This is a genomic window from Ornithinimicrobium carbonis (assembly GCF_977012275.1).
The window spans coordinates 652,984-675,345 of record NZ_OZ348993.1; the positions used below are offsets into that span (position 1 = coordinate 652,984).

At 72.9% G+C, this 22,362-nt stretch carries 23 protein-coding genes and 1 tRNA gene; 13 read left to right on the top strand and 11 right to left on the bottom strand.

Features of this window, described 5'->3' with window-relative positions; all coding sequences use genetic code 11:
• Positions 1 to 9: 9 nt before the first annotated feature.
• The 4 genes from ACWHYA_RS03050 to ACWHYA_RS03065 are packed head-to-tail and all read right to left on the bottom strand — an operon-like array spanning position 10 to position 2,420.
• Positions 10 to 873, bottom strand: coding sequence for an MBL fold metallo-hydrolase (locus ACWHYA_RS03050; RefSeq protein WP_425939027.1), 864 nt, complete (start codon positions 871 to 873; stop codon positions 10 to 12).
• Complete coding sequence (locus ACWHYA_RS03055; RefSeq protein WP_425939025.1) at positions 870 to 1,766, bottom strand: NUDIX hydrolase; 897 nt, start codon at positions 1,764 to 1,766, stop codon at positions 870 to 872. The genes ACWHYA_RS03050 and ACWHYA_RS03055 overlap by 4 nt, the downstream gene beginning before the upstream one ends.
• A 7-nt stretch (positions 1,767 to 1,773) precedes the next feature.
• On the bottom strand, positions 1,774 to 2,247 hold the full coding sequence (locus ACWHYA_RS03060; protein WP_425939023.1) for a RidA family protein: 474 nt from the start codon (positions 2,245 to 2,247) through the stop codon (positions 1,774 to 1,776).
• An 11-nt stretch (positions 2,248 to 2,258) separates the two neighbouring features.
• The gene (locus ACWHYA_RS03065; protein WP_425939021.1) at positions 2,259 to 2,420 is read right to left on the bottom strand and encodes a DUF4177 domain-containing protein; all 162 of its coding nucleotides are present in this window, start codon (positions 2,418 to 2,420) and stop codon (positions 2,259 to 2,261) included.
• An 86-nt stretch (positions 2,421 to 2,506) separates the two neighbouring features.
• Between ACWHYA_RS03065 and ACWHYA_RS03070 the strand changes: the two genes are divergently transcribed.
• Both ACWHYA_RS03070 and ACWHYA_RS03075 read left to right on the top strand, forming a co-directional pair.
• Entirely contained in the window at positions 2,507 to 3,280 is a 774-nt protein-coding gene (locus ACWHYA_RS03070; protein ID WP_425939019.1) for an alpha/beta hydrolase family protein, read from the top strand.
• 46 nt (positions 3,281 to 3,326) lie between these two features.
• Positions 3,327 to 6,005: a transglycosylase domain-containing protein gene (locus tag ACWHYA_RS03075; protein WP_425939017.1), complete on the top strand. Its 2,679-nt coding sequence runs from the start codon at positions 3,327 to 3,329 to the stop codon at positions 6,003 to 6,005.
• Positions 6,006 to 6,092: 87 nt separating this feature from the next.
• Here ACWHYA_RS03075 and ACWHYA_RS03080 read toward each other — a convergent pair whose 3' ends face one another.
• On the bottom strand, positions 6,093 to 6,557 hold the full coding sequence (locus tag ACWHYA_RS03080) for a GatB/YqeY domain-containing protein (RefSeq protein ID WP_425939016.1): 465 nt from the start codon (positions 6,555 to 6,557) through the stop codon (positions 6,093 to 6,095).
• A gap of 150 nt (positions 6,558 to 6,707) precedes the next feature.
• Here ACWHYA_RS03080 and ACWHYA_RS03085 point away from each other — a divergent pair, with 150 nt between their 5' ends.
• The 4 genes from ACWHYA_RS03085 (at position 6,708) to ACWHYA_RS03100 (ending at position 9,440) form a co-directional block, all read left to right on the top strand.
• Complete coding sequence (locus ACWHYA_RS03085; protein WP_425939014.1) at positions 6,708 to 7,694, top strand: metallophosphoesterase; 987 nt, start codon at positions 6,708 to 6,710, stop codon at positions 7,692 to 7,694.
• A gap of 104 nt (positions 7,695 to 7,798) precedes the next feature.
• Positions 7,799 to 7,875, top strand: a tRNA-Pro gene (locus ACWHYA_RS03090).
• 290 nt (positions 7,876 to 8,165) lie between these two features.
• Entirely contained in the window at positions 8,166 to 8,948 is a 783-nt protein-coding gene (locus ACWHYA_RS03095) for an alpha/beta fold hydrolase (RefSeq protein WP_425939012.1), read from the top strand.
• A gap of 99 nt (positions 8,949 to 9,047) precedes the next feature.
• Entirely contained in the window at positions 9,048 to 9,440 is a 393-nt protein-coding gene (locus ACWHYA_RS03100; RefSeq protein ID WP_425939010.1) for a DoxX family protein, read from the top strand.
• Between the two features lie 193 nt (positions 9,441 to 9,633).
• Here ACWHYA_RS03100 and ACWHYA_RS03105 read toward each other — a convergent pair whose 3' ends face one another.
• Positions 9,634 to 10,335, bottom strand: a complete 702-nt coding sequence (locus tag ACWHYA_RS03105; protein WP_425939009.1) for an LmeA family phospholipid-binding protein — start codon at positions 10,333 to 10,335, stop codon at positions 9,634 to 9,636.
• Between the two features lie 147 nt (positions 10,336 to 10,482).
• Between ACWHYA_RS03105 and ACWHYA_RS03110 the strand changes: the two genes are divergently transcribed.
• From ACWHYA_RS03110 to ACWHYA_RS03140, 7 genes are all read left to right on the top strand, one after another.
• Positions 10,483 to 11,109, top strand: a complete 627-nt coding sequence (locus ACWHYA_RS03110) for a superoxide dismutase (RefSeq protein WP_425939007.1) — start codon at positions 10,483 to 10,485, stop codon at positions 11,107 to 11,109.
• 199 nt (positions 11,110 to 11,308) lie between these two features.
• On the top strand, positions 11,309 to 14,371 hold the full coding sequence (locus tag ACWHYA_RS03115; protein WP_425939005.1) for a DUF4040 family protein: 3,063 nt from the start codon (positions 11,309 to 11,311) through the stop codon (positions 14,369 to 14,371).
• Entirely contained in the window at positions 14,368 to 14,700 is a 333-nt protein-coding gene (locus tag ACWHYA_RS03120) for a cation:proton antiporter subunit C (RefSeq protein ID WP_425939004.1), read from the top strand. The genes ACWHYA_RS03115 and ACWHYA_RS03120 overlap by 4 nt, the downstream gene beginning before the upstream one ends.
• The gene (locus tag ACWHYA_RS03125; protein WP_425939003.1) at positions 14,697 to 16,214 is read left to right on the top strand and encodes a proton-conducting transporter transmembrane domain-containing protein; all 1,518 of its coding nucleotides are present in this window, start codon (positions 14,697 to 14,699) and stop codon (positions 16,212 to 16,214) included. The genes ACWHYA_RS03120 and ACWHYA_RS03125 overlap by 4 nt, the downstream gene beginning before the upstream one ends.
• Positions 16,214 to 16,573 (top strand): Na+/H+ antiporter subunit E, encoded by a 360-nt coding sequence (locus ACWHYA_RS03130; RefSeq protein WP_425940000.1) that lies wholly within the window; start codon positions 16,214 to 16,216, stop codon positions 16,571 to 16,573. The genes ACWHYA_RS03125 and ACWHYA_RS03130 overlap by 1 nt, the downstream gene beginning before the upstream one ends.
• A complete protein-coding gene (locus tag ACWHYA_RS03135) occupies positions 16,570 to 16,830 on the top strand; it encodes a monovalent cation/H+ antiporter complex subunit F (protein WP_425939001.1) in 261 nt (86 codons plus the stop codon). The genes ACWHYA_RS03130 and ACWHYA_RS03135 overlap by 4 nt, the downstream gene beginning before the upstream one ends.
• On the top strand, positions 16,830 to 17,183 hold the full coding sequence (locus ACWHYA_RS03140; RefSeq protein ID WP_425938999.1) for a cation:proton antiporter: 354 nt from the start codon (positions 16,830 to 16,832) through the stop codon (positions 17,181 to 17,183). Before ACWHYA_RS03135 ends, ACWHYA_RS03140 begins: the two co-directional genes overlap by 1 nt.
• 18 nt (positions 17,184 to 17,201) lie before the next feature.
• Here ACWHYA_RS03140 and ACWHYA_RS03145 read toward each other — a convergent pair whose 3' ends face one another.
• The 5 genes from ACWHYA_RS03145 to ACWHYA_RS03165 all read right to left on the bottom strand — a co-directional run bounded on the left by ACWHYA_RS03145 (position 17,202) and on the right by ACWHYA_RS03165 (position 22,358).
• A complete protein-coding gene (locus tag ACWHYA_RS03145) occupies positions 17,202 to 17,771 on the bottom strand; it encodes a DUF5063 domain-containing protein (RefSeq protein ID WP_425938997.1) in 570 nt (189 codons plus the stop codon).
• A gap of 69 nt (positions 17,772 to 17,840) precedes the next feature.
• Positions 17,841 to 18,443 (bottom strand): recombination mediator RecR, encoded by a 603-nt coding sequence (gene recR / locus ACWHYA_RS03150; RefSeq protein ID WP_425938995.1) that lies wholly within the window; start codon positions 18,441 to 18,443, stop codon positions 17,841 to 17,843.
• 82 nt (positions 18,444 to 18,525) lie between these two features.
• The gene (locus ACWHYA_RS03155; RefSeq protein WP_425938993.1) at positions 18,526 to 19,185 is read right to left on the bottom strand and encodes an HAD family hydrolase; all 660 of its coding nucleotides are present in this window, start codon (positions 19,183 to 19,185) and stop codon (positions 18,526 to 18,528) included.
• Positions 19,182 to 19,856 carry a lysophospholipid acyltransferase family protein gene (locus ACWHYA_RS03160; RefSeq protein ID WP_425938991.1) on the bottom strand — a complete coding sequence of 225 codons (675 nt, stop codon included), beginning with the start codon at positions 19,854 to 19,856 and terminating at the stop codon, positions 19,182 to 19,184. Before ACWHYA_RS03160 ends, ACWHYA_RS03155 begins: the two co-directional genes overlap by 4 nt.
• Positions 19,857 to 19,865: 9 nt before the next feature.
• Entirely contained in the window at positions 19,866 to 22,358 is a 2,493-nt protein-coding gene (locus tag ACWHYA_RS03165; RefSeq protein WP_425938989.1) for a DNA polymerase III subunit gamma and tau, read from the bottom strand.
• Positions 22,359 to 22,362: the final 4 nt, after the last annotated feature.

The following is a 22,362-nucleotide window of genomic DNA, read 5'->3' on the forward strand; positions in this document are numbered from 1 at the left end:
CCCCTGCCCTCAGAGCTCGCCGAGGTGGTCCAGCTGGGCCAGGACCGACAGGCGGGCCGCCGGCCACACCGCGCGCGGCACGTCCGCGTAGACCTCCGCCACGACCAGGTCCGCCAGGTCGCGGCCGTCCGTCGACAGGGACGATCGGGCGGGCGTCGTCGACGGGGACGAGCGGGCGGCCCCGTCCGAGAGCCGGGCCACCGCCGCCCGCACCTGGTCCAGCCGCTCGCGCCGGTGGTCCAGGTAGAACTCCACCGTGCCGGCGGCGTCCGGCACCACCGGCCCGTGCCCTGGCGCGATGCTGGTCGCCGCCCCGGACCCGGTCAGGCGGGCCAGCCGCTCCAGGGAGTCCAGGTAGGAGGCGAGGTCCCCGTCGGGATAGGCGACGACCGTCGTGCCCCGGCCCAGGACGGTGTCACCGGTGAGCAGCACCTGCTCGGCGGGCAGCAGGAAGGAGAGCGAGTCGGCGGTGTGCCCCGGGGTGGGCACCACCAGGAGCTCGAGACCGTCGACCTGCAGGTGCTCGCCGGGAGCCAGGTCGTCGTGCCCGCGCCCGACCGCGCGCACCGGCGCCCCCGTCAGCTCCGCCCACCGAGGGGCCGACTCGGCGTGGTCGGCGTGCCCGTGGGTCAGCAGGGTCAGGGCCACCCGTCGGCCCTGCCCGGAGACGTGCGACAGGACCGCCCGCAGGTGGGTCTCGTCCGCGGGGCCGGGGTCGACGACGACCACGTCCCCGCCGCCGGGCTCACCCAGCACCCAGGTGTTGGTGCCCTCCAGGGTCATCGGGGAGGGGTTGGGGCACAGCACGCAGACGGCGCGCTCACCCCACGCGCCCCCCGTCCAGCCGGGGTCGGCGGCCGCGCCCGGTCTCACGGGACCACCGCGGCCGGGACCCCGTGCCCCGCGGCGTCCACCGGGCAGCGCATCCACAGCCGTCCGTCGTGCTCGACCGGCCACGGACGGACCGGGTGGACCGCGACGGGTCCGGCCAGCCAGGCGTCGAGGTCCTGCACCTCGCGGAGCTGCTCGAGCATGACCTGCGTGGGCGGAAGCAGGATCTCCCGTCCCACCTGCTGGTGCTGGAGGACCTCGGCCGGCGCGGACCAGGAGCTCCGCTCGGCCTCGGTGGTCTCCCCGTCCGCCCGCTGCCCCCGGGGCATCCTGGCGGCGAAGAAACGGGTGTCGTAGCGGCGTGGCTCGCACACGGGGGTGGTCCAGTGGGCCCGCAGAGCCATCAGGTCGGTGCGCAGCACCAGCCCGCGACGGGCCAGCAGCTCGCCGAAGCTCTGCGTGCGGTCCAGCAGCGCCTGACGCTCCTGGCGCCAGGAGGGACCAGCCACGTCCGCCACCACCTCGTGCGGGCCCGGGCCCGCGAGCAGGACCCCGCACTCCTCGAAGACCTCGCGCGCCGCGGCGGTGACCAGCTCGCGGGCGACGTCCTCCCCCGTGCCGAGCAGCTCGGCCCACCGGAGCGGGGACGGGCCGGCCCACGGGACGTCCTGGTCGGCGTCCCGGGGGTCGACGCCCCCTCCGGGGAAGGCGACCATGCCCGGCGCGAAGGCCATCGTGGCCGCACGGCGCAGGACGAACACCTCCACCCCGGGTCCGGCGGACGCCTCGCGCAGGAGCATGACCGTGGCCGAAGGACGGGGCCGGGCCACCTGCCGCCGGGCCGGCTCGGTCGCGAGCCAGGCCCGGGAGTGCCCCTCGACGACCTCGGGCATCGGCAGGTCCCGGTAGGGCCGGGGGTCCTCCACGTCCGTCACGACGACGTCAGTCGCGGACGGCGACCGTGATCTCGACCTCGACGGGGGTGTCCATCGGCAGCGTGGCCACGCCGACCGCTGACCGGGCGTGCACGCCGGCGTCGCCGAACGCCGCGCCGATCAGCTCGGAGGCGCCGTTGACGACCTTCGGCTGACCCGTGAACGCCGGGTCGCTGGCCACGAAGCCGACGACCTTGACGACGCGGACGACGCGGTCCAGGTCACCCACGACGGACTTCACCGCGGCGATCGCGTTGAGGGCGCACAGGCCGGCGAGCCGCGCGGCCTCCTGCGGGCCCACCAGCCCCTCGCCCTCGCCGACCTTGCCGGTCGTGGGCAGCGCACCGTCCACGAACGGCAGCTGGCCCGAGGTGTAGACGAGGTCGCCGTGCTGGACGGCGGGGACGTAGGCGGCGACCGGGGCGGCCACCTCGGGGACGGAGTGGCCCAGCTCGGCCAGGCGCTGCTCGACGGTGCTCATGACGTGTCCTCTCAGCCCTTGGGGCGCTTCAGGTAGGCGACGAGGTTGGTGCCGTCCGGTCCGGGCACGACCTGGACCAGCTCCCAGCCGTCCTCGCCCCACTGGTCGAGGATCTGCTTGGTCGCGTGGATGATGAGGGGGACGGTGGCGTACTCCCACTGCTGGATGCTCATGCCTGGACACTACAAGCAGGGACGCCGGACCAGCACCCCGCCGGCGGGCGGGAGGACCGGCCGGGAGGCGGAGGGAGGTGGACGTGGTGACCGGACGCGACGTCCTGGACCGGTGGGCACCGCCGGGGAGGGAGCTGCGGTACGGCCGCGAGGAGCACCAGGTCTGCGAGTTCTTCGACCCGCCCTCCACCGCGCCGTCGGCCCGCGGGCTCGTCGTCCTCGTCCACGGAGGGTTCTGGCGGGCCGAGTGGGACCGGGCGCACCTGCGCCCCCTCGCGCACGCCCTGGCCGAGCAGGGGTATGCCGTCGCGCTCCCCGAGTACGTCCGTTCCGGGATGCCCGGGGGAGGCTGGCCCGGCACGTCTGCCGACCTGCTCACCGCCCTGGCCGCGGTCCGGGCGCAGCACGACCCCGGCGTCCCCGTCGTCCTCGTCGGCCACTCCGCCGGGGGCCACCTGGCCGTCTGGCTCCTCCACCAGCCGGCGGCCCGGGGCGTGTCCGGGGCGGTCAGCCTCGCGGGGGTCCTCGACCTGCGCCTGGCGGCCGGGCTCGACCTGGACGACGGGGCGGTGCAGGACCTCCTCGGCGGCGGGCCGGAGCAGGTCCCCGGGCGCTACGCGGTGGCGGACCCCGCGAGCCTGGGGCGCACGCCATACCCCGTGGTGGTGGTGCACGGGGAGGACGACGCACAGGTGCCGGTGGCGGTGTCCCTGAGCTGGTGGGCCGCGGCCGGGACGGAGGGGAGGGACGAGCTCGTCGAGCTGCCCGGCGTGGACCACTTCGCCCTCGTCGACCCGGAGGCGTCGACCTTCCCCGTGCTGACCTCCGCCCTCGACCGCCTCGCCGACTCCCGTCCGTGACCGCGGTTCCTCGGGGATTTCCAGGATCCTCCCGTACCGTGGTCGGATGCGCTCTGCTCTGTCTGCCGCGAAGGTGACCTCGCTGCTGGGGATCTTCCTCGCCGTGTCCGTGCTGATGGGGGTCATCGCCGCAGGCCTGGCGGCACCCGTCGTCGGCGCCGCCGGCCTGGCCGCGCGGGAGGGCGTCGGCATGTTCGACCGCCTGCCCGGGGACCTGGAGCAGAACCCGCTCGCCCAGCAGTCGCGCATCCTGGCCGCCGACGGATCGATCCTGGCGACGCCGGCGAAGCAGAACCGCATCATCGTCGAGAGCGACGAGATCTCCCAGCACATGAAGGACGCCCAGGTCGCCATCGAGGACGAGCGCTTCTTCGACCACGGCGGCATGGACGTGGAGGCCCTGGCGCGGGCGGTCGTCTCCAACGCGACCACGGACAACACCCAGGGCGGGTCGACCCTGACCCAGCAGTACATCAAGATGGCGCTGCAGGCGGAGGCCATCAAGGAGCAGGACGCCGACGCCCTCCAGCAGCTCAACTCCCGGTCCGGGATGGACGGCTACATCCGCAAGCTGCGCGAGCTCAAGTACGCCGTCACGCTCGAGGAGCGGCTCACCAAGGACGAGATCCTCGTGGGGTACCTCAACCTGGCCTTCTACGGCGACAACGTCTACGGCGTCGAGGCGGCCGCCCGGCACTACTTCGACGTGCGCGCCAAGGACCTCAGCATCGCGCAGTCGGCGACCCTGGCCGGCATCGTGCGCGCGCCCACGACCACCAACCCGGTGGCCGACGTCGAGGTGGCCACCGCCCGCCGCAACACCGTGCTGGACAAGATGGTGGCCCTGGAGATGATCACCGAGGAGGAGTGGGAGGCCGCCCGCGAGAGCGAGATCGAGCTGACGCTGACCGACAGCCAGCGATCGTGCATCAACTCGCGCAACCCCTACTTCTGCGACTACGTCACCGCCTGGCTGCTGCAGCAGCCCGCCCTGGGCGCGACCCAGGACGAGCGGTTCGAGCGGCTGACCACCGAGGGACTGACGATCACCACCACGCTGGACCGCGAGCTGTCGGACGAGCTCGGCGAGATCCTGCGGGAGGCGACCCCCCAGAACGACTACAACGTCGCCTCGGCCGCGACCATCATCCAGCCGGGCACCGGCCACGTGCTCGCCTTCAACCAGTCCAGCGAGTACTCCTTCGACGAGTCGGGGGACAAGGTCAGCAGCACGTCGGTGAACTGGAACGTCGACACCGAGTACGGCGGCCCCGGCGGGATGGAGATCGGCTCGGTGGCCAAGACCTACACGGTCGTGGAGGCGCTCGAGAAGGGCGTTCCGGTCGAGACGACCCTGGAGATCGCCGAACCCGGCCTGGCCGACGAGAACGGCGTGTGGCTGGACAACCCCGAGGACGACGACCCGCCTCAGCCGGAGGGTGAGACCCACCCGGTCGGGGTCTTCCAGAAGGAGGACTTCCAGGAGGACTGCACGATCGGGGAGGACTACTGGACCGTCCGCAACGCCCTGGACCAGAACCACGACCCGGAGATCGAGCTGCGCACGGCGACCGGCCTGTCGGTCAACACCGCCTTCGCCACCCTCGCCTCCCAGGTCGGCACGTGCGACATCGTCGACACGATGACCGAGATGGGCCTGCGGGCCGCCACGGGCGAGGAGTTCAGCCCCTTCCCGCCGTCGATCGTGCTCGGGTCCGACTACGCCTCCCCGATGACCGTGGCGACCTCCTACGCCGCGCTGGCCGCCGGCGGGGTCTACTGCCCCCCGCTGCCCGTGACCAAGATCGTCGACAGCAGCGGTGAGGAGATCCCCCTCGAGACTCCCGGGTGCGAGCGGGTGATCGACGAGGAGGTGGCCCTGGGGACGGTCGAGCTGCTCAAGGAGGTCGTCCAGATGACCGGCTCGGGCTGGACCGCGATCCTGGACGGTGACCGGCCGGCCGCCGGCAAGACGGGGACGAACAACAACTCCAGCCACACCTACTTCGCCGGGTTCACCCCCCAGCTGTCGACCGCCGTCTTCGTGGGCGTGCCCACCGGGGCCGTCCTCGGTGAGGAACGGTCGGACATGCAGATCGGGGACCGCTTCATCGAGGGACCGCTCTTCGGGTCCTCCTTGGCCGCCCCGACGTGGAAGGCCATCATGGAGATGGCGCACGCCGACCTGCCGGTCGAGGACTGGGAGGAGCCGTCCGACGAGATCCTCAACGGCAAGCGGGTCACGATCCCCGACGTGATCGGCATGGACGAGGAGGAGGCGCGCGAGGCGCTGCGCGAGGAGGGGCTCACCGCCTCCGTCCAGCAGGTGGGGTCCAGCAGTCCCGAGGGCACCGTCCTGTACACCACCCCGGGGGTGGGTTCCTCGATCCGGACGACCACCTCGGTGGTGCTGCACGTCTCCAACGGCTTCACGCCCGCTGCTGCTCAGCCCGCGCCCCAGCAGCCAGCGCCGCCCCAGCAGCCGGCACCCCAGCCTGCCCAGCCGGCACCGCCCCAGCAGCCGGCGGCGCCCCCGCCGCCGCCGAGCCAGCCCGACCCGCCCGCCGAGCCCGAGCCCCCCGAGGCCGCCGAGCCGCCGCCCGAGGAGGAGGCCGAGCCGGCCCCGGCCCCCGCACCGGCGCCTGCGCCGGAACCCCCGCCCGAGGAGGAGCCGCCCGGTGAGGGGCCCGGTGGTGACGGACCGCCCGGGCAGGACGACGGCTGATCTGAGCACGACGAAGGCCCCCGACATCCGGGGGCCTTCGTCGTCTCTCCGGTGCCGCGGGCACCGGCCCGGAGGGGAGCGGTCGGGTCAGCCGGCGAGCGCCGCCCTGACGGCGGCCGCCACCCGGCCACCCTCGGCCCGTCCAGCGACGCGCGGCTGGACGACCTTCATCACCTGCCCCATCGCCGCCGGTCCGGCGACGCCCAGCTCGGCCACCGCACGGGTGGCGATCTCGGCCAGCTCGGCGTCGTCGAGCTGGGCGGGGAGGTACTCCTGCAGCACCGCCAGCTCGGCCTCCTCCCGCTCGGCGAGCTCGGGCCGACCGGCGTCGGCGTAGGCCTCCGCGGCCTCCCGGCGCTTCTTCGCCTCCTTGCCGACCACGCGCAGCAGCTCCTCCTCGGAAAGCTCGCGGTGCGTCTTGCCGGCGACCTCCTCGGTGGTCACGGCGGTCAGCACCATCCGCAGCGTCCCCGCGCGCACCTTGTCCTGGGAGCGCATCGCCTCGGTGAGGTGGTGCTGGAGGGTCGCCTTGAGTCCGCTCTGCTCGGTCATGGCGCCAGTGTCTCACCGTCGCCGGCCGGATCCCCCGACGTCGGTCCGACCGTGGGAGGGTTCTGCTCCGGTCCGCCCGAGCCCCAGACGCGGTCCGACCGTGGGGCGGTCCTGCTCCGGTACGCGCGAGCCACCTGGGAGGATCGGGGCATGGACGGACGGGTATGGCGCGGGGCCGCCGCGGGTACGGGGCTGGCGGCGGCGGGGGCGGCCTACGCCACCTGGGTGGAGCCCCGGTGGTTCGCCCTGCGCAGGGAGGAGGTGCCCTGCCTGCCGGCAGGAACCGCTCCCCTGCGGGTGCTGCACGTGTCCGACCTGCACCTGGTCCCGCGCCAGTCGGTGAAGCGGGCCTGGGTCAGCCGGCTGGCCGACCTCCGCCCCGACCTCGTCCTGGACACCGGTGACAACCTGGCGGCCCACGACGCCGTGCCCGCCCTGGTGGACACCCTCGGTGGGCTGCTCGACGTGCCGGGCGCCTTCGTGCTCGGCAGCAACGACTACTTCGCGCCGGGTCTGAAGAACCCGCTGCGCTACCTCGACGACAGTCACGAACGCCCGGTTCGGTCCGACAGACCGGTTCCCGGGCAGCACGGCCCGGGGTCGGCCGATCCGGGTGACGGGTCGAGGCTGCCCACGGAGGACCTGCTGGAGGCTCTCACGGGCCGCGGGTGGATCGACCTGACGAACGCGCGGACCCGGCTCGACGTCGCCGGCGTCCGGCTCGAGCTGGTGGGGGTCGACGACCCCCACCTGGAGTACGACGACTATCCAGCGGTTGCCGGGCCTGCCGACGGCGAGGCAGACCTGACGATCGGGGTGACGCACGCGCCATACCAGCGTGTGCTGGACGCGATGAGCAGGGACGGGGCGCGGCTGCTCGTCGCGGGCCACACGCACGGAGGGCAGCTGCAGGTGCCCGGCCACGGTGCCCTGGTGACGAACTGCGACCTCGACACCTCCAGGGCCGCAGGCCTGTCCCGGTGGTGGCCGGGAGCGGGTGCGACCCCGTCGTCCGACGCGCCCGCGGACGCGGCCTGGCTGCACGTCTCCGCCGGACTGGGTGGTAACCCGTACACCCCGTTCCGCTTCGCCTGCCGTCCCGGCGCGACCCTGCTGACCCTGCTTCCGACCTCCTGAGTCCTGTCCGCCGGCCGGCGGCGCGAGCGGATTGGGAGGACACCCCGCCGTGGGTTAGCATTGTCGACGCTGTCCGGCGACGAAGGTCGACGGCTGCACAGCCACGGGGTGTGGCGCAGCTTGGTAGCGCGCTTCGTTCGGGACGAAGAGGTCGCAGGTTCAAATCCTGTCACCCCGACCATGACACGAAGGGCCGTTGACCTGCGGATACGCGGTTTCACGGCCCTTCTGCTTCCCCGTCGTGCCGTGAGCGTGCCTGGAGCTCCGCCGCCCTCAGGCGGCTCGGCGCACCGGGACCCATGTGACCGCCAGGCCGCCAGCGTCCAGCCCGAGCGCAACCGCGGGCAGGTCCCGGCCGTGCTCGACCTGGCCGAGGGTGCGCGTCGATGTGGGGGTTACCGCGCAGGGACGGTGGTGGATCCGGCGAGTGAACCGAACCGCCGTCAGATTAACCCCCGTAACATTCCATCCATGGGTTTGAATCACATTCGGCGTGGCAGCGGCAGCCCGTTGCTGCTGGTACATGGCCTCGGCGCGGGCTGGCGGTCCTGGACCCCGATCCTGGACGGGTTGGCCGCGCAACGCGAGGTCATCGCGGTCGACCTGCCCGGCTTCGGCCAGACCCCACCGCTGACCGGTGAGGTCTCGATCGCGACCCTCACCGACGCGGTCGAGGAGTTCATCCGCGAGCAGGGCCTCGGCAGGGTTTCCACCGCGGGCCAGTCCATGGGTGGCCGGATCGTGCTCGAGCTCGCCCGCCGTGGGGTCGGCGGCGACACCGTCGCCCTGGATCCGGGCGGTTTCTGGACCGACCGCGAAGTCGCCGTCTTCAGCGCCACGCTGCGGCCATCGATCAAGGCCGTCGGCGCGCTGCACAAGGTGCTGCCCACCATGCTGGGCAATCCGGTCACGCGAACGGCACTGCTGGCGCAGTTCTCCGCCCGGCCCTGGGCCCTGTCGGCCCAGACGGTGCTGCCGGACGTGCGCGGGCTGGCAGAGGCGCCGGCCACAGGTCCGGCCATGGACGCTCTGACGAAGGGGCCCAAGCAGGCAGGAGCCCCAGCCGGCACCCTGCCTGGTCGGGCCACCATCGGCTGGGGCCGCCGCGACCTTGTGACCCTGCCCCGACAGGCGTCGCGTGCCGTGGCGGCCTTCCCGGATGCGGCGTTGCACTGGTTCAAGCGGTGCGGCCACTTCCCCCAGTGGGACGCACCAGACGACGCCATCCGACTCATCCTCGACAACACGGCCTGACATCACCGACCCAGCCGGCTGGCTGTCAGAACGCCGGGAGCTGGAGTCTCCGCGTCCAACGAGCGGGTGCTCCCCCTGCAAGAGATGGTGGATCTGCCGATGCACGGCCTTCGGAAGGCCTTCGAGTTCACGCCGACCGGCACCTCCAGCGCGTTCGCCGAGATGGGCGTTCCCGCCGCAGGTCTGGTCGCGTGGTTCACCATGCTGGCCGAGATCATCGGGGGAGCGGCCCTCGTTCTCGGGATGCTCACCCCGGTCTTCGCCCTGATCAACCTGATCAGCATGACCGGTGCGATCATCCTGGTGCCCCTGCCCAACGGCCCCTTCGTCGAGACCGGTGGCTATGGACTCGTCCTGACCATCGCCGCTGCGCTCGTCCCGGTCGCCGCGTTCGGCGCCGGCCGGTGGAGCATCGACGCCCTGATCGCCGGGCCCGCCAACGAGGGCACCACCGCCACGGCGGGATCGCGGGAGCACGCCCACGTCGACTGACGCCTCGTTCACCCCTGTTCACGCGCCTGGTGCGACCTCCTGGTTGCACCGGACGCTCAGGTTTCCGACGATGGCCGTCAGTCGCGTGTTCCAGCGCGCGCCCATCGCTCTTCGCCGTGCCCAGACCCCTGAGCTCACCGCTGCTCTGGTTGGCCATGAGGACCTCATCGACCAGTGTGGCGTAGGTGCAGCCTTACGGGCCACCGTCCGCGAGCACCACGTCCTGCCCCCGCAGGTCGGCCCGGAAGCCGTCGTCCTGGACCTCGACGTCCCGCAGCACCAGGTTCTCCGGGAGCCCCTCGATGGGATGCTCGATGGTGACGAACCGGCGCACGACGGCGGCGACGGCGCGTGAGAGCACGTCCGGTCCGCCGATGTCGATGGCCCGCGGTTCCACGACCAGCAACCCGTCCACGACCTCCACGGTGCCCGTCGCGACGGCGGTCAGCTCCCTGCCGAGCACCTCGACGGTCCGCACCACCGAGGCCTGGCCGTCGTCCGCAGGTCGGACCACGGAGTCCCCGCCGAGCTCGGAGGCCACGTCGGCGAACGGCACCGTCGCCTGGACCTCCAGGTCGTCGACGACCAACCCCTCGCCACCGGAGCGCACCCCCCGGCCGACGGCCTGGACGTCCCGGAGGGTCGAGTCGGGAAGGACCACCGTCCCGGCGGCGATGTCCACGTCCGCGAGCCACACCTCCTCGTCCGCGAGGTCGGTGGGCGGCTCCTGCCCTGGTGTCCCGGGGTCCTCCCGGACCGCGGGCGTGGTGGGGGTGCCGGCCTGCTCGCCGGCCGGCGTCGTCACCACCCACCACAGCACGCCGAGCGCCAGCACGATCAGCAGCAGCATCCCCAGGGCGCCCGTGGCGATGTCGGTCGCACGTGATCGCGTCATGCCCCCAGTGTGCGGCAGGATCACAGGGGACCGGCTCGACGGCCCTCTGCAGGGCCCCCTGTGGCCCCGGCCCTCGCCGGGCGTGCCGCCGGCCCCGCGGCTATAGTCGGGCAGGTCCGCTATCCGGCCAGATCAGGAGAGATTGCCGTGAGCACGTACAGCCTTCCCGACCTTCCCTACGACTACGCAGCCCTCGAGCCGCACATCAGCGCCGAGATCATGGAGCTGCACCACTCCAAGCACCACAAGGCCTACGTCGACGGGGCCAACACCGCCCTGGAGAAGCTGGCCGCGGCCCGCGACTCCGGAGACTTCGCCACGGTGCCGATGCTGGAGAAGAACCTGGCGTTCAACCTGGGTGGGCACACCAACCACTCGGTGTTCTGGCAGAACATGTCCCCCGAGGGTGGTGACCGTCCCGACGGCGACGTCGCCGCCGTGATCGACGAGCACTTCGGCTCCTTCGACGGCTTCAAGGGCCAGTTCGAGGCCGCCGGCACCACGATCCAGGGATCCGGCTGGGCCGTCCTCGCGTGGGACTCCATCGGCCAGAAGCCGCTGGTCATGCAGCTGTGGGACCAGCAGGGCAACGTCCCCCTGGGCCTGACCCCGTTGCTCATGCTGGACATGTGGGAGCACGCCTTCTACCTGCAGTACAAGAACGTCAAGGCCGACTACGTCTCGGCCTGGTGGAACGTCGTCAACTGGACCGACGTGAGCCAGCGCCTGGAGCGCGCGCGCAGCGCGACCTCCGGGCTCATCGTGGCCTCCTGAGCCACTCCGCCGCAGCGACCCACGGGGCGCCGGACCACCGGTCCGGCGCCCCGTCGGCGTCCCGGCGCGGGCCCTCGCCCGCATGGCCGGAGCGGCTCCCTCCGGACGGGAGGGCCATTGTTAGACTCCCCGCCATGCGCCGTCGCCGTCGAAACTGCCCGACGGTCGTCGGCAGCGCTCACGGGCCACGGTCATGAGCATGGTCTGGACTCTTGCGGTCTGCGCGCTGGCGGTCCTGGCCAGCTTCCCGCTCACCCGCGTCCTGGGCCGACACGCCGGGTGGCCGCTGGCGGCGCTCTACCTCGTCGCCGCCGCCGTGTTCTGGCCGGTGGCCAGCAGCGTGATGGCCGGCGAGGTCGTGGTCTGGAGCGTCCCGTGGGTGCCCGACCTGGGCCTGGCGCTCTCCCTGCGGGCCGACGGGATCGGTGTCGTCTTCACCACGATCGCCCTGATCATCGGCGCCGTCGTGCTCGGCTACTCCACCGCCTACCTGTCCCCGGGCCGCAACCTCACCTTCTACCTCTACCTCGTCGGCTTCACCTTCGCCATGGTGGGGCTGGTCCTCGCGGACGACCTGATCCTGCTGTTCATGTGCTGGGAGCTGACCTCCCTGGCCAGCTTCCTGCTCATCGCCCGCTCCGGCTACTCCGGCGAGGCGGCCTCGATGCGCACCCTGCTCATCACGTTCATCGGCGGGCTCACGCTGCTCGCGGCGGTCGGGGTCATGGTGGCGGCGACGGGGACCACCGGTCTGCAGGAGGCCCTGGCGCACCCGGTGTGGGGCGAGCGGCCGGGTCTCACCACGGGGGTCGCCGTCCTGGTGCTGCTGTCGGCGTTCACCAAGTCGGCGCAGTTCCCCTTCCACGTGTGGCTGCCGGACGCGATGGCCGCGGCCACCCCGGTCAGCGCCTACCTGCACGCCGCCGCCGTGGTCAAGGCCGGCATCTTCCTGCTCATGCGCTTCTCCCCCCTGTTCCACGACGTGCCGGTGTGGAACGCCACGCTCATCACCGTCGGCCTGTTCACCTGCGCCCTCGGCGGGTTCTTCGCCCTGCAGAAGACCGACCTGAAGAAGCTCATGGCCTACTCCACGGTCAGCCAGCTGGGGCTCATCGTGGCCGCCATCGGCGTGGGCACCGAGTACGCCCTCGCGGCCGCCGTGATGCACACGATCGCGCACGCCCTGTTCAAGTCCGGTCTGTTCATGATGGTCGGCGTCGTCGACCACGCCACCGGCACCCGTGACGTGCGCCGCCTGCCCGAGCTGCGTCGGGCGATGCCCCTGGCGTTCTGGACCACCGTGCTGGGCTGCGCGTCGATGGCCGGCATCCCCCCGATGCTCGGGTTCGTGTCCAAGGAGAAGGTCTTCACCGCCCTGCTCGAGGCGCCCGGCCCGGCGTGGACAGGGTGGGCCGCCCTCGTGGGCGGTGCGCTGGCCTCGGTGCTCACGTTCGCCTACTGCGCCAAGATCGTCTTCCACGGGTTCGTGGACGGACGCGGCCACGACCGCTGGTCGGAGGACGCCCCGCTGCGCGCGACCCCGCCGGCGCTGGGCGTCTTCGCGGCCCTGCCGATCCTCGCCGGTCTGCCGCTGGCCCTCGTCGTCGGCGTCCTCGACACCCCCGTCGACCGCGCCGTGGCCGCGGCCCTGCCGCACCTGGAGCCCGAGACCCACCTGGCGCTGTGGCACGGCGTCAACGCCGAGCTCGTCGCCACCCTGCTCATCATCGCGGTCGGGGTGGTCGTCATCGTGCAGCGGCGCCGGCTCCTGCCCGCGCTGGAGAAGGAGACCTTCCGGCGCGACGGGGCCGGGGTCATCGCGGCGGTCGTGGCCCCCGTGGCCAGGACGGGTATGCAGCTCGCCCTCCTCGTGCGCGCCGACAACCCCACCCGCCACGTCGCCCCGGTCCTCGTCGTCCTCACCCTCGTCCTGGGCGGGGGCTCCCTCGCGCTGCTCCTGACCGGAGACCTCGCAGATCCCTACCCCGGGCTGACCCGGTGGACCGACGCGGTCGCCTTCGTCGTCATCGCCCTCGGGGTGGTGGGCACGACGATCTCCCAGTCCCGGCTGGCCGCGACGGTCAGCCTGTCCGCGGTGGGCATCGGCATCACCGTGCAGATCTTCTCCCTCGGCGGACCCGACGTCGGCCTGACCCAGCTGCTCGTCGAGGCGCTGACCATCCTCATGATCATGCTCGTCCTGCAGAAGCTGCCCCTCCGGTTCGGCAGGTCCCCGCGGTGGGGCCAGAAGGCGGCGATGGGGCTGGCCCTGGCCACGGGCCTCGCGTTCGGTCTGGGGGCCTTCGCCCTCACCGGCCGGCGGGAGCGTTCGGAGATCGCGGACTACTACCTCACCGAGGGGCCGGAGATCACCCACGGGTACAACGTCGTCAACACGATCCTGGTCGAGTTCCGGGCCCTGGACACCCTGGGCGAGCTCACCGTGCTGGGGATGGCCGGCGCCGCCATGGTGGCCATCCTGTCCACCGTGCGCGACCGCTACCTCGATCCCCCCCGGGACGCCGACCGCAGCTGGGTGGCCGACCCGGACATCCCCCTGCGGCCCCTGGGCAGCGCCGCCGAGCGGGCGATCCACCGGGCCTGGGGCAACGCCGTCCCCATGCAGCTGCTCGTGCGGCTCACCGCCCCCCTGATCGTGCTGATCTCCCTCATCCTCTTCTGGCGGGGCCACAACTCCCCCGGTGGCGGTTTCATCGCCGCCCTCCTCGGCTCCGCCGTCGTGGCGCTCGTCTACCTGGCCTCGGCCCGCGACCAGGCGGTCGGGCCGGCCCGCCTCCCGATGGTGCTCATCGGCGGAGGTGTCGCCCTCGCCATCCTCACCGGCCTGTGGGGACTGCTGGTCGAGGGCTCGTTCCTGGCGCCCATCAGCGGCGACGTCGGCAGCCTCTACCTCACCTCCGCCCTGCTGTTCGACCTCGGGGTCTACGCGGCCGTGCTGGGTCTGGTCATGGAAGCCTTCAACCTGCTGGGCGCCGCCGGGGGCCGGGAGGGCACGCGCGAACGGGCCGACGAGTCGGTCGAGGGCGAGCTCACCGGGCCCATGGACACCATCCGGGGGGAGACTCCCGAGGAGCTCGCCGCTCGGGAGGCCGCAGACCAGGAGAAGGCCCTCGCCGCCTCCCGCGCGGCGGGCGCACCCGACGGCCCCGACCCCAAGGGGCGTGGCCGGGTCGGCCGAGGCACGACATACCTGACCCACGGCGTGCCCCCTCGCAACCTCGGCGACCGGAGGGACCCGTGATCATCCCCCTGTCCATCGCCGTCCTCGTCACCGGCGGGGTCTACCTCCTGCTGCAGCGCGGCATGGTGCGGATCATCTTCGGGCTGGCGCTGCTGAGCCATGCCGCCAACCTGACCCTGATGCTCGCCGGCGTGAGCGCGTGGCGGGGCGAGCCGCTCCCGGACCGGGTCGATCCCTCGGTGGCGGCCGACCCCCTTCCGCACGCGTTCGTCCTGACCGCCATCGTCATCGCGTTCGCGGTGACCGTGCTCATGCTGGCCATGGCCGTGATCGGGCACAACGACGACACCAAGCGGATGCCCCCCACGGGCGAGGAGCGGGCGACGTGAACGCGGCCCTGCTGCCCCTGCTCCTGGCCGTGCCGCTCCTGGCGGCCGGGCTGCTGCTCATCGTGCGGCACCGGGTCCTCCAGCGGGTCGTCATGCTCACGATCCCCGCGGGGACCCTGGTCTTCGCGGTCCTGCTGCTCCTGGAGCACCGCACCGTCCCCGTCCTGGCGCACCAGGTCGGCGCGTTCGCCCCCGGGGTGGCCATCCCGTTCGTCTCGGACACGCTGGCGGCACTCATGCTGGCGGTCACCTCGCTGGCCACCCTCGTCACGCTGTGGTTCCTCACGGTGACCGGCGAGGACCGCTACCGGTTCGTGCCGCCCCTGGCGCTGATGCTGCACGGCGGTGTCAACGGCGCCTTCCTCACCGGCGACCTCTTCAACCTCTTCGTCATGGTCGAGGTCATGCTGCTGCCCTCCTACGCGCTCATCGCGGTGACGGGCACCTGGCGCCGGCTGGGCATCGGACGCACCTTCGTCGTGGTCAACCTGCTCACCAGCGCCACCCTGCTCACCGGCGTGGGTCTGGTGTATGCCGTGGCGGGCTCGGTCAACCTCGCCGTCCTGGCGGACGCCGCCTCCGCGGATCCGGCCCTCGCGCTGGCCGGCGGGGTCGTGCTGCTGGCCCTGGCCGTCAAGGGTGCCGTCGTCCCGGTCCACGGGTGGCTGCCGCAGACCTACCCGGCGACCTCGGCAGGGGTCATGGCCCTGTTCTCGGCCCTGCACACCAAGGTCGCCCTGTACGCCATCTACCGCGTCTACACCACCCTCTACGAGGGCCCGGCCCCGTGGGCGCTGGTGCTCGTGGCCCTGGTCGTGGTCACGATCGCGGTCGGCGCGTGGAGCACCTTCGGCGAGCACATCGTCCGACGGGCCCTGGCCTGGCAGATGGTCGCCGGGGTGGGACACATCCTCGTGGGGGTGGCCGTGACCACCACCGCGTCCCTCGCCGCCGGCCTGTTCTACATGCTGCACCACATCGTGACGATGGGAGGTCTGCTGCTGCTCGCCGGAGCGATCGAGCAGGTGTACGGCAGCGGGCGGTACGAACGGCTCTCCGGGCTGATCCACCGCGACCGGGCGGTGGCCATCCTCACCGCGTTCGGCCTGCTCTCGCTCGTGGGCATCCCGGCCTCCTCCGGCTTCTTCGGCAAGGTGGCCCTCATCGGTGCCACCGCCGGGTCGGCCACGTGGGAGGGCTGGCTGCTGCTGGCCACCATCCTCGTGGCGGCGCTGGTCAGCCTGGTGGCCATGCAGCGGCTGTGGGCCGGGGTCTTCTGGGGCCAGCCGATGGAGGACTACCGCCCCGACAGCCCGGACACCGGGCGGGCCGCCCTGACGCGGCTGACCGACGACGTGGTGATCCCGGTCAGGCTGTGGGCCCCCGGCGCCACGCTCATCGGCGTCCAGCTCGCCATGTTCGTCGGGGCTGGTGTCCTCCTGCCCCTCGTCACCCGGGCGGCCGAGGGTCTGACGAACACCGCCCCCTACGTCGAGGCGGTGCTGGGACCGTGATGAATCCGGTGCGCGTGCTCACCTACGGAGCCTGGCTGACCGTGGAGATCGTCAAGGGTGCCCTCGCGGTGGCCAAGGACGCGGTCCTGCCCGGCGTCGACATGGAACCGGCGATCCTGGAGCTGCCGCTGCGCTGCTCGACCGACCTGGAGATCAGCGTCATGGCGTCCTCGATCACGATCACTCCCGGGACGATCACCGTCGGCATCGCCAGTGCTGCGGGGACGACCCCTCCCACGCTGTTCGTGCACGCCATCTACGCGCACGAGCCGGAGGAGATCCGGACCGGGCTGCGGGGCATGGAGGACCGGGTGCTGAGGATGACCCGCGGACCCGGCTGGGAGGGGAGGACACCATGATGGTCGTCGTCGTCGCGACGGTCTCGGTCCTGGTCGTCGCAGCCGTCCTGGGCCTGGTACGGCTGTACACCGCCACCGACGACGCCTCGGTGGCCGCGGTCAGCGACCTGCTCTACTTCTGCGCCGTGGGCATCATCGTCATGGGGGCGCTCGCGGTGGGCTCCTCGATCGTGTTCGACGTGGCGGCCATCGCCTCGCTGGTCGGGATCCTCGCGACCGTGGCGCTGTCCCGCATCCTCACCCGGGGGAGACGCTGATGCTCATCACCCTGCTGGTCGGCCTGCTGTGCCTCAGCGGAGCCGGTTTCGTCCTCGTCAGCGCAGTGGCCATGCTGAAGGCCCGCGACGGGCTGTCGCGGATCAACGTCCTGTCGGCGGCCACCGGGCTGGGCCTGCCCCTCATCGTCCTGGGTGCCTTCGCCGAGGACGTGCGGACGAACGGTTTCAGCTGGCTCGACCTGGTGAAGGTGGTCATCGCGGTGCTCGGCTTCATCATCATGAGCTCGGTGGCCTCCAACAACCTGGGCCGCGCCGCCTACCGGTCCGGCGCCCCCGTCGACCCGGCCACCCGGCCGAACGAGCTGGCCGAGGAGCCGCAGACCGAGGTCTGAGGCGTCCGTCCGCTCCGCTCAGGCCTGGTGCAGAGCGGCCATCTCCGCCTCCATGACCTCTTCGTCGTCGGCGTCCAGGCGCACGTGGGCCAGCAGGGTGAGGAGCACCCGCAGGGCCGCGGCGGCCCGCTCCCCCCAGGAGGAGAGGTAGCTGAACTGCCACCACCACATGGCTTCGGTGGGTCGGCCAGCGTCGTGGTGCTGGAGACCGTGGGAGAGGTCGGCGGCCACGCTCACCAGGTCCGCGGCGAGCGAGCCCCCCACCACCTCCCCGGAGAGGACGGGGTCCTCGAGGTCGCAGTAGGGGTCGAGCCCGCCCAGCAGCTGGTGCAGAGCGACCCGGACGCGCTCGAGGTCCTCGTCGGGACCGGTGTCCGGCTCGAAGCGCTCCACCGGGACCACGTCCACGAGGGCCCCCAGCCGGGCTCCGGTGGCGCTGAGCTGCCCCAGGGCCAGCAGGAGGACCGGGATCGCCGACTCGGGGGCCTCCCCCGCCGCCACGCCCTCCAGGGCGGCGAAGTAGGCCCGGACCTCCGAGGCGGTCTCCGCCGCCAGAGGTGCCCAGTCGTTCTGCACGTCGGTGCTCATGGCCACAGACTAGGCCCGGCGGGGTGCGGTCCGCAGGTCCGTCGCCGGCCGGGCCGCAGACCTGTAGGTCTAGCCCGACAGCACCCGTCGGCCCTCGAAGGCGCGTCCGAGGGTGACCTCGTCGGCATACTCCAGATCCCCTCCGACGGGGAGCCCCGAGGCGAGCCGGCTGACCCGCACCCCCTCGTACGGCACGAGCAGGCGGGCGAGGTAGGTGGCCGTGGCCTCCCCCTCGAGGTTGGGGTCCGTGGCCAGGATGACCTCCTGGACCTGGCCGTCGGCCAGGCGCGCGAGCAGCTCCCGCACCCGCAGGTCGTCGGGCCCGACACCACCGATGGGGTTGATGGCGCCGCCGAGCACGTGGTAGCGCCCGCGGAACTCGCGGGTGCGCTCGATGGCCGCCACGTCCTGGCTCTGCTCGACGACGCAGATCAGCGAGGGGTCCCGCCGCGGGTCCAGGCAGATGCGGCACCGCTCACCCTCGGCGACGTTGCCGCACTCCTGGCAGAAGCTGACCTTCTCACGGACCTGCACGAGGGCGTCGGCCAGCCGGGTCACCTCGTCCGGGTCGGCGGACAGCAGGTGGAACGCGATCCGCTGGGCCCCCTTGGGCCCGACACCGGGCAGCCGGCCGAGCTCGTCGATCAGGTCCTGGACCACTCCCTCGTACACAAGGGTCCACTCTAGGTGCGCCGACCGACAGGGACCGACCACCCGGGTGGCAGGGTCCGGCGACGCCGCCGGGAGGCACGGGTCAGGATCCGGCGACGTCCCCGGGGAGCAGCAGTCTTCGCAGCGCCGCCACGTCGTCGACGACGTGGTCGGCCTCGGCGAGCGCGGATGCCTCCCCCGCACCCCAGGTCACCGCGATGCTCGCCATCCCCGCGGCCCGGGCCGCGTGCACGTCCACCCACGCGTCGCCGACGTAGACGCACTCCTGCGGTCTGGCACCGAGCCTCCGGGCCCCCTCCAGCAGGGGGCCGGGGTGCGGCTTGTGGACCGGTGTGGCCTCCATCCCGACCACGTGGGTCAGGTCGGGCAGACCGGTGACCCGCATGCCCTGCCGGACGGTCTCCTCACGCTTGGAGGAGACCACGGCTGTCGGGATCCGGGCTCGCTGGAGCTCGGCGAGCAGCTCGGCGGCACCCGGGACCGGCCGGATGAGGTCGTCGTGGTGGGCGAGGTTGTGCTCCCGGTAGCGACGGACGAGCGCCTCTCCCTGGCCGGGGTGCCGCTCCTCCAGCACGTCGAGGAGGACCCGGCCGATCCAGCCACGGGTCTCGCTCTCCCCGGCCGGGTCGCCGACGGCGTCCAGCGTGTGCCGGTAGGAGGCCAGGATCAGCGGAATGGTGTCGGCGAGGGTGCCGTCGAAGTCGAAGAGGACCACCGGCCACCCGGGCGGGCCGGCGCTCACGCGGGCATCTCCGGCTGACGCTGGTTGTACTCCCCTGCCCAATCCTGGCCGGACATCGCCCGGATGGCCGCCATCACCTCGTCCGTGAGCTCGCGCCGTGCCCGGCCCATCGGGACCCCCTCGAACCGGCCGGCGACCTCGATGGGCCTGCCGAACTCGACCCGTACCTTGGCGCGCCTGGGGAAACGGGCTCCGACGGGCTGGATCTGGTCGGTGCCGGTCAGTGCCACCGGGACGACGGGGCACCCGGCCTCCAGGGCGAGCCAGGCCACACCGGTGCGTCCGCGGTAGAGCCGACCGTCCCGGCTGCGGGTCCCCTCCGGGTAGATGCCGAAGGCCCCGCCGGAGCGGAGGTGCGCCAGGGCCAGGTCGAGGGAACGCTGCGCAGCACGGGCGTCGTCACGGTCGACCGGGATCGCCCGGACCCCGGTGAACCACTCCCTGCTGATCCAGCCCTTGAGTCCCGTCCCGGTGAAGTAGTCGGACTTGGCCAGGAAGGCCACCTGTCGGGGAGCCGTGAGGGGGATCACGACGGAGTCGACGAAGGAGAGGTGGTTGCTGGCGAGCACGACCGGACCGGTGGGGGGCACCTGGTCGGTCCCGACCACCTCCGGCCGCCAGATGGCGGTCGCCAGCGGGGTGACCACCGGGTGCAGGAGCTCGTAGATCATGTCGGCCTCTCAGCCCACGGGGTCGTCGTTGATGGCGATGACCGTACCGCCGAGGACGGACTCGATCACGGGCTGTCCCACCGCGCCGGAGCCGGCCAGGTCCTCGTCGTCAACGCTGGGCGCGTCCCCGGTGCCGTCGGTCCGCCGGTCCCGGTCGGCCGGGGCGCCACCCGCCCGTGGGGCGGCCGTCGCCCACGCCGGTGCCGACACCTGGCCGGCGCGGTGTCCCCAGTCCGGTCCTGGTCCGGTCGTCGGTCCTCGCCCGACGGCGCCGAGCTGCTCGGCCACCGAGGGCCCTGCCTCGTGCCCGCCCGGTCCGACGGGGACGGGCGCGGGCCCGGACGCCGGGGCCTGGGGCCGACCCCGCGGCGCACCGGCCCCGCCGGGGGCACCGGGTCCGTCCTGAGCACCGGCTGGGGTCGTCGCGCCGGACGTGGGCGGACCGACGGGCCGGCCGGGTCCGGCGGGGCTGCTGCTCACCGGCCCTGGACCGGGAGGCGCGCCCCGCGTACGGATCCGACCCCGGGGAGGGCCGTCGGGCAGTCCCGCCAGGGGGTCCTCGGCCGGGACGGGGTCCGTCGGCCCGGGGTCCCCGGGTTGTTCCGGACCCGAGGGTCCTCCGTCACCCAACGGCTGACCGGGACCCGCGGGAGGCTCGCCACCCGCCGGCTGGCCGGATCCCACCGGTTGACCGGGTCCCGCGGGCTGTCGCAGTTCCGCCTTCTGGTCCTCCCGCGGCGGGTCCCCCGCGACGGTGGCTTCGATCCGGGTGTCCAGCGCGACGGACTCGATGAGCGCCTGGCGCAGGGTCTCCTCGTGGGGCGTCCCCATGAAGTGCCGGATCCAGTTCTCGTCAGGCATCCCGAGCAGGACGCGACGGCCGTCGTAGTCGAGCAGCACGGCCTTCTGCAGTCCGCTCCACGTGCGCCGGCTGATGGAGTGCACCCGCTCGAGCACGTCGGGCCACTGACGGCGCAGCGCCGCGGTGTCGAGCGCGCCCGGCCCCCGTCCGGCGTCAGACGCGTCCGGACGCTGGCCGGCCGGCTCTCCCGGTGACGCACCCCCGCCCGCAGAGAGGTCGGCAGTGGCGACAACCGCATCCTCGGGGGCGACGGGGTCGCCGCCGGACCCGACAGGACCCGCCTGCACGGGACCGGCCTGCCCAGGAGCAGCCTGCCCAGCCCCTGCCTCCACGGGTGGCGCCCCGTCCGTGGCCGGTACCGTCGGCCGCGTCGACCCCGACGACCCCGACGCCTGCGCGGCCGCAGGCGGAGCGCCGTACGGCGCCGCCTGCTGGCCCGGGCGTCCGGCAGCACCCGTCGGCCGGCTCTGGTCGGCGGCTCCCAGCCGGCGCTCCACCCTGTCCAGGCGCGCGCCATACCCCTCCTCGCCGGAGGCGGCCGGCAGCAGCAGCCGCGCGACGAGCAGCTCCAGGAGCAGCCGGGAGGAGACCGCGCCGCTCATCTCGGACAGGCCGCGACTGACGACGTCGGCAGCCCGGGAGAGCGCCTCGGGGCCCTGCACGGCGGCCTGGTGGCGCATCCGGTCGATCTGGTCGGCCGGCAGTCCGGGCAGGAGCCCTGCCGCGGGGGCGTCGTCGCCGACGGCGGTGAGCACGATGAGGTCGCGGTAGCGCTCGAGCAGGTCCTCGACGAAGCGGCGAGGGTCGTGCCCGGACTCCATGACGCGCCCGACCTGGGCGAAGGCCGTCGCAGAGTCCCGGGCGGCGACCGCGTCCACGATGGCGTCCAGCAGCTCGACGTCGGTGAAGCCCAGGAGCGCGGCGGTCCGCTCATAGGTCAGCCCCTCCTCCCCGGCACCGGAGATGAGCTGGTCGAGCACCGAGAGGGAGTCGCGCACCGACCCTCCCCCCGCGCGGGTGACGAAGGACAGGACGCCGGGCTCCAGCGACACGCCCTCCTGCTCGCAGAGCTGCTCCAGGTAGGTGGTGAGCCGCTGCGGGGGCACGAGGTGGAAGGGGTAGTGGTGCGTCCGCGAGCGGATGGTGGCCAGCACCTTCTCCGGCTCGGTCGTGGCGAAGATGAACTTCACGTGCGGCGGCGGCTCCTCGACGACCTTGAGCAGGGCGTTGAAGCCGTTCGGCGTCACCATGTGCGCCTCGTCGATGATGTAGACCTTGAAGCGCGCCTGCGCGGGGCCGAAGGCCGCCCGCTCGCGCAGGTCGCGGGCGTCGTCCACCCCGCCGTGGCTGGCGGCGTCGATCTCGATGACGTCGACCGAGCCCGGGCCGCCCCGGGCAAGCGCGACGCAGGACTCGCACGTGCCGCAGGGCTCGGGCGTCGGGCCCTGCTCGCAGTTGAGGCAGCGTGCCAGGATGCGCGCGCTGGTGGTCTTCCCGCACCCCCGGGGTCCGGAGAACAGGTACGCGTGGTTGACCCGCTCCGATCGCAGCGCCTGCATCAGCGGCTCGGTCACGTGCTCCTGGCCGATGACGTCGGCGAAGGTCTCGGGCCGGTAGCGGCGGTAGAGGGCGGTAGTCACGTCC